The organism is Paenibacillus oleatilyticus, from assembly GCF_018998565.1.
Lineage (GTDB): Bacteria > Bacillota > Bacilli > Paenibacillales > NBRC-103111 > Paenibacillus_G > Paenibacillus_G oleatilyticus.
In genome coordinates this window covers 42,551-53,687 of the sequence record NZ_JAHNZO010000043.1, presented here as the reverse complement: position 1 = coordinate 53,687, position 11,137 = coordinate 42,551, and the positions used below count along the sequence as shown (strand labels likewise).

The following is an 11,137-nucleotide window of genomic DNA, read 5'->3' as shown; positions in this document are numbered from 1 at the left end:
GGGCCAGCCCCGAGCCCGTGCTCGTGCGCGGCGCGGGCCGCGTAGACGCCTGCGCTGCGCCAGGCGTCGGTGTCTTCGGCGCGGGCGGCGTCGCCCAGGCCGCAGAGCAGCAGGGCCTGATAGCGCGGCATCAGGCCGAGCACGGGCAGCGCCTCGGTGTCCCCAAGGCGGCCCTTGAACCGCCCGCGCGCGGCGAGCGAGCGGACCGCCTGGACGAGCGGCTCCGGCACCTCCGTGCCGGCCGCCGCCGTCCACGCGTCCGCCGCCAGCGCCTCCGGCGTGACGAACACCGCGAGCGCGACGGCCTCCGCCGCGTCTCCCTCCGCTCCCGCCGACGCTTCGCTTCCGCCAGCTCCAGTCCCGCCAAAGCGCTCCTCATTCACCAATGCGATGCGCAGCTTCAACTCCTGCGTAATATAACGATCCAACGTCTCCACTCTCGTCACTCCTTATCGATTTGAGCGGGCGCTGATCCCCGCAAAGTTCTTCCTTCGCCCTAGCCGAAAAATTCAGCCGAAATACCCGGCGGCCTCCATCACAACCTGCCGCATCGGCAAATGGTACGGACACTGCTGCTGGCAAAGCGGCTGCTCCTTACAGGGCTCGTAGTCGGCACAGGACAATATTTTGTCCTTTTGCCTCTGGTAAAACCCGTCGCCCTTCGGCAGCAGGCCGAACGTCCGGCGCACCTGGCTTGAAATCATGATGTCGGGAATCGTCACGCCGATCGGACAGGAGCAGTAATTGCACCGGCGGCAGTTATGCGCTCCGAGCTCCACCGCCAGCGCCTCCAGCTCGCGCCGTTCGTCGTCTCCGACTTCTTCCCGCATCGCGGCGATATTTTCCTTCACCTCGTCCACGCTGATCATGCCCGAGATCGTCACATGCACATCCTGGCTGTAGGGATAGCGAATTGCTTGGGACACCGGCTGGATAAAGCCGCCCGAGAGCGGTTTCATCGCCGTCTTTCCCATCTGCTGCCGGGTCGCCTCCGGAATCAGCTCGTCCAAAGCGAACGGCTGCGCCAAGTTCAGGTGAAACAGCACCTGATCGAATTGCCCTTTGCCGATCCATTTGGCCAGCAGCTCCGGCCGGTGCCCGGTCAGGCCGATGAACCGGACATGCCCCTTGCGCTTCATCTCAAGCGCCGCCTGATATGCGCCGTTTTCCTCCATTGCCGCTTTAAACTCTTGAACTGTGTTGACATAATGAATCTGCAGCAGATCGATGACGTCCGTTTTCATCCGGTCCAGGCTGCGTTCCATTTCTTCCATGGCCGACTTGTAATCCCGTTTCCCCGTCTTCGTCGCCAAAAAATATTCCGAACGGCGGTGCGAAATGCATTCGCCGATAATTTCTTCGCTGTTGCGGTAGGCTGCGGCCGTATCGATGTAGTTGATCCCTTCGTCGAGCGCGTAATTCAGCGCCGCCCGGGCCTGTTCGAGCGGTACATTGGGCAAGTTCATCGCCCCGAAGCCGAGCGAAGAGACGCGGTATCCCGTGCTTCCAAACGTCGTGTAACGCATGTCCAAGTCTCTCCCTCATGGAAAAATTACATGTTCTCCCTTAATTAATTATAGAGCAACCGGCGCCAAAATAACAGTCTGCGGAACACGCCTCGCCTCGCAGACTTCCAGGCTTGACGGCCTCTCTTCTCAGTCCTGAAACGGCAAAAAACGGGCCGCCCCGAAAGGCAAACCCGCTTTTTTGTATCTCAGACTCCCAATGCGCACTTATGGTTTCGGCACGTCGTTTTTGTCGGTCGGCAAGCTTTTGAAGTTTTTGAACACCTTCACCGTTTTGCCTACCAGCGTGCTGCCTTCCGGCAACATATCGGCCGTAATGACCATGTCCTCCGGCTGGCCCATTTCTTCCAGATCGGTGAAGCCGTCCCCGTCCGTATCCTTGCCGGTGAGCGGGTCGGTGCTCGTCCGGATGATCATGCCGTTCTCCAGCATCATCCCGGCCGTCTTCTCGTAGAAGTCGTCCAAGCCGTCCTGATCTTTATCTTCGTGATAGCTGTTCCCCAGCGCCGACTTGAAGTACGCCTCAAGATCGTCGGCCGTCTGCACCTGGAAGTACATTCCGCCGGTATACTCGGCAATTTGCTTCAGCAGGCTGAGATCCGCATCTCGGCTCAGTCCCATCGTGATGATCGTGATGCCTTTTTCGAACGCCTCTTTCAGCATGTTCAGATCGTCCTGGGTCGTCGCAAAGTTGTTTTGTCCGTCGGTCAGCAGCAGGGCGATTTTCCGCTGTCCGTTGTCTCCATACGTATCGAACAGCTTCACCGCTTCGCGAACCCCTGCGAAAATATTCGTTCCGCCGTTGCTGTCGATATGGTACACCGCGTCGGCTACGGTCTGACTGTGGGCCGAGAATGTCGCGTACGTCCGCACTCCGGTGTCAAAATCGATAATCGCCGCCCGGTCGCTCAAGGAATAGACCTGATTCGTTACGGTCGGGTATTCGAAGTGAACCCCTTTCCCCTCCTCGTATACCGACTTGGTCACCGTCACCGTTTCCGTCTTCAGCAGACTCTCCGGATCGTGCTTCAAGCCGTAAACCAGGCTCGTAACCGCCGTTTTGCGCAAATTTTTAGGGTCCGTGCTGTTCATGCTGCCGGAGCTGTCGATGATGAAGGCAAAATCGATATACGGCTTGTAGGTACCGTCGACGACAGTTGAGAGATGCGCCCGGAACGTTTGCTCCCAGGACGTCTTATCGATCAGCACGTATTTGCTGTTGTGCGTCGTCGTAAAGCTCAGCGTTCCTTGATCCGCATTGTACGCGGTAGGCAAAAATTCGAACCGCTTCTTCGTTTCGTTATAATACGCCGCCGCCAAATTCTGTTTATTGGACAGCGCAGCCACATCGAACGTCAGCGTGCCGGACGCGAACGACTTCCCGTTGGTGGAGAACTCGACCACGGGCCCCGTCAAGCCGGGAACGGACAGTTGGCTGAACACCGTATTCGGCTTCTCCAGTTTGACCGAAATGTCGCTCAGGCTTCCGCCAAAAGAGCTCAGGTCCAGACCGACCAAAGCGATCCTGTTGTTCAAATCGTCGGTCCCTTCCACCGGGTTGCCGCCGCCAAGCGTATTTTGGATCGCCTCTTTATCCAGCGTGACCCTCTGCGTGCCGGAATCCGAGCTCGAATCGGAGCCGGAGCTGGAACTTCCTCCGCTGACCGTGCCGGATGTACCCGCAGCCGGGGTCGTTGACGGCGCAGGAGTCGGCGTCTCTTTCTTCGGATCTTTGGCGCCGGTTTCCGTTGTTTTCAAGTACCGGGTCAGCATTGCCATCCCTTCGGCACGGGTTGCCGCTTTTCCCGGATAAAAATAATGCTTGCCGTTCACCGTATCGCCTTCGACGATTTTGTTCGAAGCGGCGATGTTTACGTAATTGTTCGCCCAGTGGCCTGCCGTATCCTCGAATGCGACTGGATTGCCTTCCTGCATTCTTAGATTGTAGCTGCGGACCATCAGGGCAGCGATTTCCGCTCGGCTTACTTTGTTATCGGGCTTAAACGTCCCGTCCTCATACCCGTCGGTCCATCCGTTCGCTTTGGCCGCTTCGATATACTTCAGCGCCCAATGGGAGGAAGCGATGTCTTGAAACGAGCTCTGAGCCGGTTCGGCCAGCTTCACCTGCCGTGCGGAGACAAGCAGCTTGATGTACTCCGCTCTTGTAATGCTTTGGTCCGGCAGGATTACAGGCTGTCCGTTCTGTATGATCCCGTCGACGATCCCTTTCTGGACGAGATACTCCACTTCGCTCTTCGACCAGTGATCTTTCAGATCGTCAAAAGCCGGGACTTGATTGTCCGCCGCCGCGATACTGGAAAGTGAGGAGCCAAACATGAGACTTGCGATAGATACTGCTGTGATTGCTTTCCTTAGCATCTGTACACCTTCCTTGGCTACTGTGATTAAACTCTTAGGTGCGCCCCCCCCCTTATTGCCAAGCGCCACTCTTACATTTTATCGGTGGGCCGTTTGGTTTTATTTATGTGAAATAAACCCCAAAAAACCGTTTCCCGGGCGGCAAGTCCGCTTCGGTAACGGTTTTTGGACAGAGCAATATACTGGCATCTAAATATTAATCCTTCTTCCGGTCATCCCCCGGATGATCCTCTTTCTTGCGGGGATCGTCCGGCTTGTTATCGTCTTTCTTCTTCGAATCTCCGGCCGGCTTTTTATTGCTGCCGTCGTCCGATTTCTTGCTGTCGGATTCCTTCTTTTTATCCTGTTCCTTCTGTTGGTCTTGCTCTTTCCTTTTAGATTCGTCAACGCGCCGGTCTGCATCTTCGCGCCGGCGCTCATCGTTCGATTTGGTGGACTCTTCCTTCTTCCGGTCGTCCTCCCGGTCCTTCGAATTCGAACCGGAACGGTCGTTCTTTTGTCGATCGTCCTCTTTTTTCCGGTCGCCATCCTTCTTGTCGTCGTTCTTCTCACCGGGACGCGACGTGCCGGGATTTGTCGTTCCCGGCTTCGTGCCCGCAGGAGGCGTACTGCCCGGCCTTGTATTGACCGGCGTCGTCTTTCCTTGATCTGCGGATTTGTCGTCTTTATCGCTGCCCCGCTTATTGCCGTTCTTGTCGTCGTTTTTATCGTCGTCTTTGTTTTTGTCTTTTCCACCGTTCCCGGTCGTGCTTCCGGGCTTTTTCGGATCGTTCTTCGAATCGTTTCTCGAGTCGTTCTTGGAGTTGTTGTTCTTGGGGTCGTTTTTCGAGTCGTTTTTCGAATCGTTCTTTCCATTTTTTCCGTTCTTGCCGTTGTCTTGCTTGCGGTCTTTCTGATGCTCCTCCAGCTTCTTGTCCAGCTCTCCGTTCTTCTCTTCCTCCACCATCTTCTTGATGTCCGCTTTCGTCGGAAGCTTATCCGGTTGAATGAGCTTGGCCACTTCCGGCTTCTGCTTGGAGATCTGCAGAACCGATTCTCGCTTCAATTCGTCGAGAGTTACACTCTCTCCGTTGCTTTTGGCATTCAAATATACGGTGTATTTGCCCATGGATACACCGTTCTGGGAGGCGGCCTCCCGCACCTCCTGCGGCGCGGCGAACGCGGCGACCTGGTAAGCTTCCGCTTTGGTCGGGTGCGCCTCTTGGATGTGCTTGGTCACCTGCTTGCGCAGCTTCTCGGCAATGCCCGCATCGCTCACCTGGCTCTTAGGCTCGACGACGGTGCTGGCAATGACGATCTCCGTCTCTTGCTTGGCAAGCGGGCCCTGCTCGGCCTTGTCCAACAGCTTCGAGGTGACGGCCTCCAGCGTTTTCCCCTTGTAGTCGACCGCTTGCGCCAGCACCGCTCCATCGTCGTTAAGCCCCCGCAGCTCGAGCACGTTCTCTTTGGCGTCGATGCCCATCTCGATGCTCGGGTTAATGTCCATCGAGACGTAGGCTACCACCTCGGGACTGCCCAGCTTCCCATTGAAGCTGGCAAACAACACCAGACCAAAAACGACGGCTGCCGCAATCGCCGAACGGCCGGCGACGGAAGGACTTCTCCAATTGATGCCGCTATCGGCATAGACGATTTCTTCGCCGATTTCGCAAGTCCGCTTCTTGCGGGGCACCCGCTCGAACTTGCCGTCCGGACGCATCACAACGATGCTTTTTTCCGTGATTTCCATCACGACCCCTTTATTCACGGACATCTTCCCCTTTTTCATGATCCTCTCTGATATGTAAATAATCTCTGAGATACGGATAAGGTCCTTGATATATCAGAGCAACAGCAATAATAAATTTGCGGTTTCGTTCCAGCGTCTTGCGCGAAACCTTCACTTGAGCCAGCAGCTCCTTAATCGGAAGCATCCGCTTGGATAACATGATCCGCATCAGCTCGCCGTCCTTCGAGAGCGTCTTGGCAATACCGAAGAGCGCCTGACGCGAGTCGTCGTGCTTAGGGGAAGCATCGACCAAATCTCCGAAGCGGATACCGAATTCGGACAGACAGCGGTTCAGATCGATAATCTCGCTGCGCCGTTCCTCCATTCCCTTCTGCTTCTCGTACTGTTCGACAGCCTGATGGATTTCGACCGGATTGACGATGTTGTCCTCCTCGTCCTCCACCTCGAACGTGCTGTACGGGATTTGCTGCGAGAAGCGCTGCTCCTTGCGGACATAGTCGATGAGCCGCCGGCGGATGACCTGCTCGGAGAAGCCGAGAAACGATCTTCCGGCCTGCGGCGAAAACTGATTGATCGCTTCATTGAAGGCGCCGAGTGCGATGCTGAACTCATCGTCCCGGGCCGGGTCCACATATCTTTTGCAAAATCTGCTCGTTACCTTCGCAACATAAGGTTGATAATCCGTGATGAATTGATTGCGGAGGCGTAGATCACCTTCTTGAATCAAAATTACGATTTGTTCCGGCGTTTGCGCATCCGCGGAATCCGAGTGGTGTGCCTGGCGTTTTCCGAGAAATTTCTTAAATAAAACCAGCAGCAATCGTTCCACCTCTCTGCTTAAAAATTTCGCTGTTGCTTATACGATTACGGGGGTCATTTTGAAGGCTGGACGCCTATATTTCTTAAGGAATTTTTTTGCGTGTCAGGACGGGTTTTCCAACCGGGCCAGCCGCAAAAAACGTCCCTATCCATGCCGCAGCCGCGGCAGGCTTGCCCGGGGCGCCGGACCGCATCGCCATGCGGCCGCAGCGTCGCACTTACATGGGCATACGGCGCCGCTGCCGGCGCTGTCTTTGCCTGCAAAGAAGCTTGGCGTAGAAGGGACGTTTTTGCAAAAGGTTGGTTCTTTTAAGACAGGCCACGCATGGTCTTTTTATTCTTCAGCTTGTGACGGCGCTGGCTGAGCACGTTCAGCCTTTTTTTGAGCTGCTGCTCCCATTCGGCGTCGCCGATCTCTTTGGCCACCATCAACAGGTCAAGCGCCATGTCGATCTGGCTTCGAACGACCTCAAGCGGCTCTTCGTTCTCGTGATTCACGCAGTTCTCGAACATCTCCTGAACGTCCCGATGCTCGACATACTCTTGGAAGTCCACTTCCGGCGCGCCGTCTCCATGCGCATATTCGGCAAGGATCTCGTACTCGTTTTCCACCAGATGATGCACTTCCACACGATGGCATACCGGGCAGAACAATAACGGCACGTTATGAATTTGCGTCCGGATATGTCTTAGCGTCCCTTTGGTCCCCAACATGCTGGCGCCGCAGCAAAAACTCATCGTCCTCGTCCCCCTGTTTCCACTACGAATCTATGACGGCTATGACTGCAAACTAGATCGAAAAACGTTTCGCACAGGAAAAACCGTTAATCGAATCGGCTCAAGAGGTCTCCCGGGACGATTCCAACTATATTGACGTTATTTTCCTGTAAAAGGTTTCTCGATGTTTGCGCGTCCCAAGCCGCATGGTCTCCTTGCTTTATAGTGACGTTAGCGAATTGTCAATCGTTCATGCGCAGCTGCAGGCTGCAAAAAGCTTATCCATACTTATCAACAAAAAAAAGACCCCTGCCGTTATCCCTAAGCTATTCGACCAAGAGCGCCAAAAATCCTCTTTTTTCGCCCCGCGGATGCCTAGTTAAATGTTTCCTTCTTGGAAACGGCAGGTCGTCCCCCCGCTTCCCGCGTGCATAAATTGGCTGTGATTTGCAAATTCTGTTAAAGATAAAGTTCGTTTCCAAGGAGGACTTTGCCGTGCGGTCTATTCCGACGTCCGGCTTCGAGCTGCCGGATCGCTATGAGAAGGATCTGCTGCATCCGATGGTCCGGGATGCCCATACGCTGTTCGTTTATTGGGAAGTCGGCAACCGCAAGCGCTGGCTGTGCTCGCAGCATTTTGAGTGCGACTGGGGCGTGCTGCCGAAGGTGCTGCGGGTATACGACGTCACCGGTGTATATTTTAACGGGAACAACGCGCACCGTCATTTCGATATCGAGACGACGCCGGAGGCCGACCGTTGGTACATTCATGGGCTTTCGGCCGATACCGTATGGACCGTCGATTTCGGCGTCTATACGATCCGGCGGCAGTTCGTTCCGCTGCTGCGGTCCGGCGCCGTCCGGACGCCGCGGGACAGCGCCGCTCCGTGGGGAGCTCCGCTGCAGCCGACCGTACCGGAGGCACGGGAGCCCGGCAAAACTCCCGCGCGTATACAACCGTACGATTTTGAGAATTTCAGCGCTTACCACAGCTGGATGAAATGAGGTTCTTCCTTTATGCTCAACCGAGGCCAGCCGAAGCCGGACCCGAAGGGCTACCTGGCTTTGGTTCTTCACGCCCATTTGCCCTATATCCGGCATTACGACCGCGACGACTATATGGAGGAGCGCTGGTTTTACGAGGCGATGACGGAAACGTACCTTCCCTTCGTCGGCCTGTTCGACCGGTTGGCGGCGGAAGGCGTCGATTTCAGGCTCACCTTCTCGATGACGCCCACGCTGCTGGCGCTGTGCACGGACCCGTTGATGCAGGAGCGCTACGCGATCCATCTGGCCAAGCTGATCCGGCTGGCCGATCAGGAAATCGTCCGGCTTCGGGGCGACGAGCGCTTCGAGCCGCTGGCCCGCATGTACGCCAAGCGGTTCCGGGAGCTGAGCCGGCTTTACGAGGCTTGCGGACGCGACATCGTGACCCGCTTCAAGCATTACCAGGATCTCGGCATGCTCGAAATCGTCACCTGCGCCGCGACCCATGGCTTTTTGCCGCTGATGCGGACCGAAGAGGCGATCCGCGCCCAGATTGTTACGGCCGTCCGCGATTACGAACGGCATTTCGGCCGCTCGCCGCGCGGCATTTGGCTACCCGAATGCGGCTTCACCCCCGGGGTGGACCGGGTGCTGAAATCGTGCGGCATCGATTATTTTTTTGCCGACTCGACGGCGGTCGCCTATGCCACGCCGCGTCCGAACCGCGAGCTGTACGCCCCGCTCATGACGCCCTATGGCGTCACGGCGTTTCCGCGCGATCCCGAATCGTCGCAGCAGGTGTGGAGCGCCGAGGACGGATATCCGGGCGACTACGACTACCGGGAATATTACCGGGATATCGGCTGGGACCTCGGCTGGCACGATTTGGCGGAGTGGGAACATATTCGTCCGTACGTATTGCCGACGCACGAACGGGTCAATACGGGCATCAAATATTACCGGATCACCGGCAAAGACGGACACCGCGAGCCGTACAACCCGGAATGGGCAAGGAGCAAGGCCGCCGAGCATGCGGGGAATTTTCTGTTCAACCGGCAAAAGCAGGCGGAGCATTGGCACCATCATTTGGACCGTAAGCCGATCATTGTCTCGCCCTACGACGCCGAGCTGTTCGGCCATTGGTGGTACGAAGGGCCGCTGTGGATCGAGATGCTGTGCCGCAAGCTGTTTTACGATCCGTTCGAGCTGCGGATGGTGACGCCTTCGGAGTATTTGCGAGAGTACCCGGTCGCCGATACGGGCAAAGTGAACGAATCCAGTTGGGGGCGCGGGGCTTCGGCGGAGGTATGGCTGCAGGGGAATAACGACTGGATTTACCGCCACCTGCACGAAGCGGAGCTGCGGATGATCCGGCTTGCCACGAAGCACGAGCATTTGGAGGAAGGCAAGAGACTCCTGAAGCGCGCGCTGAACCAGGCGGCCCGCGAGCTGATGCTGGCGCAAAGCAGCGACTGGGCGTTCATTATGGATTCGCAGACGGTCGTCGATTACGCCTGCCGCCGGACGAAGGACCACCTCGGCTGCTTCCGGACGCTGTGCGAACAAATCGAGGCAGAGGTGGTCAACGAATCGTTCGTCGCGGAGCTGGAAGCGAAAGACAACTGCTTTCCCGGGATCGACTACCGGGATTACGTTTCCATTCACCGGGCGTCGCCGGTTCCGCTGCTGCCGGATGCGGAGCATTTCCGGCAAATCCTGCAGGAAACGAAGCATAGCCCGAACGTGTTCATGCTCGCCTGGGAGTACCCGCCCAAAACGGTCGGCGGGCTCTCCCGCGCCGTGGCCGATTTGTCCGAGGCGCTGGCCGCCCAGGGCGCGATCGTTCATGTGGTAACGAGCGCGCATGACGGCTCGCCGTATTTCGAGAAGCGCGGCGGCGTGTACGTGCACCGCGTTCCGGTGCTGCATTCCGGGGATACGGACTTTTACGATTGGACCTTCGAGATGAATCTCGCCTTCACGGATCATCTTGTCCGCTATAAAGAAAACGGCGGCCGCATCGACCTGCTGCATGCCCACGATTGGATGGTGTACCATGCGGCGCGCGAGCTGAAGATGAGCTACGGCCTTCCGCTCGTCTGCACGATTCATGCCACCGAATGGGGGCGGAATCACGGACGGCTGAGTACCGACTTGTCGAACCGGATTCATCGGCTCGAATGGCGGCTCACCTACGATTCGGAACGCGTCTTCGTCTGCAGCCATGCGATGAAACGGGAAGTGCAGGACTTGTTCCGGCAAGCGGATGACAAAATGCTCGTCTTCCCGAACGGCGTACAGCTGGAGAAGCCGGTCGAAGGTCCGGCCGATTCGCAGGAAGACGCCAAGCGCTGGTTCGGTGTTCAAGGACAGCGCGTGCTTGTTTTTGTCGGCAGGCTCGTCTTCGAGAAGGGCGTGCAGACGCTGCTCCACGCGATGCCAAGCATTCTGTCGGGCGCGCCGGACACGGTGCTGTTCATCGGCGGCTCCGGGCCGATGGAGGACGAGCTGAAACGGCAGGCCGCCCACCTGGGCGACCGCGTGCGCTTCACCGGGTTCATTGACGACGGGACGAAGGCGGCGCTGTACCGTGCGGCCGACGTGTGCGTCATCCCGAGCCTGTACGAGCCGTTCGGCATCGTCGCTCTGGAGGCGATGAAGCACGGATGCCCCGTCGTCTTGTCCGATACCGGCGGACTCGCCGAGCTGGTTGAGCACGGCGTCGACGGGTACAAAGCGCTGCCCGGCCATGTCGAGTCGCTCGCCTGGCATGTCGGCGACCTGCTGCGGCAGCCGGAGCTCGGGCGAAGCATGGCGGAGCGGGCGCGGCTCAAGCTGGAGCGGCACTATGCTCTGGAACGCATTGCAGGCGCCGTAGCGGAGCAGTACCAGGAGCGGATTCGCTCGCGCAAGCCTCCGGCATCCGGCGTCGGCTCGTGACAGAGGCTTGCCCTCCGGAGATTCGCAGCACGACAGTTCG

The 11,137-nt window shown here is 57.5% G+C and carries 8 protein-coding genes; 2 read left to right on the top strand and 6 right to left on the bottom strand.

From position 1 onward, the window contains the following. The 6 genes from KQX66_RS33835 to KQX66_RS33810 all read right to left on the bottom strand — a co-directional run. A partial coding sequence (locus KQX66_RS33835; protein ID WP_308647311.1) for a M17 family peptidase N-terminal domain-containing protein occupies positions 1 to 437 on the bottom strand: 437 nt, incomplete at its 3' end. Positions 438 to 509: 72 nt separating this feature from the next. Then, entirely contained in the window at positions 510 to 1,526 is a 1,017-nt protein-coding gene (locus KQX66_RS33830; protein WP_216797961.1) for an aldo/keto reductase, read from the bottom strand. Between the two features lie 207 nt (positions 1,527 to 1,733). Beyond that, on the bottom strand, positions 1,734 to 3,905 hold the full coding sequence (locus KQX66_RS33825; protein ID WP_216797960.1) for an S-layer homology domain-containing protein: 2,172 nt from the start codon (positions 3,903 to 3,905) through the stop codon (positions 1,734 to 1,736). 196 nt (positions 3,906 to 4,101) lie between these two features. Beyond that, entirely contained in the window at positions 4,102 to 5,652 is a 1,551-nt protein-coding gene (locus KQX66_RS33820) for an anti-sigma factor domain-containing protein (RefSeq protein WP_216797959.1), read from the bottom strand. After that, positions 5,645 to 6,454, bottom strand: coding sequence for an RNA polymerase sigma factor SigI (gene sigI / locus KQX66_RS33815; RefSeq protein WP_010499579.1), 810 nt, complete (start codon positions 6,452 to 6,454; stop codon positions 5,645 to 5,647). The genes KQX66_RS33820 and sigI overlap by 8 nt, the downstream gene beginning before the upstream one ends. 308 nt (positions 6,455 to 6,762) lie before the next feature. Then, the gene (locus tag KQX66_RS33810) at positions 6,763 to 7,191 is read right to left on the bottom strand and encodes a hypothetical protein (RefSeq protein ID WP_216797958.1); all 429 of its coding nucleotides are present in this window, start codon (positions 7,189 to 7,191) and stop codon (positions 6,763 to 6,765) included. 474 nt (positions 7,192 to 7,665) lie between these two features. Between KQX66_RS33810 and KQX66_RS33805 the strand changes: the two genes are divergently transcribed. Together KQX66_RS33805 and KQX66_RS33800 are read left to right on the top strand one after the other, a co-directional pair. Continuing rightward, complete coding sequence (locus KQX66_RS33805) at positions 7,666 to 8,175, top strand: DUF4912 domain-containing protein (protein WP_216797957.1); 510 nt, start codon at positions 7,666 to 7,668, stop codon at positions 8,173 to 8,175. 12 nt (positions 8,176 to 8,187) lie between these two features. After that, positions 8,188 to 11,097 carry a 1,4-alpha-glucan branching protein domain-containing protein gene (locus KQX66_RS33800; protein WP_216797956.1) on the top strand — a complete coding sequence of 970 codons (2,910 nt, stop codon included), beginning with the start codon at positions 8,188 to 8,190 and terminating at the stop codon, positions 11,095 to 11,097. The last annotated feature ends 40 nt before the right edge of the window (positions 11,098 to 11,137 follow it).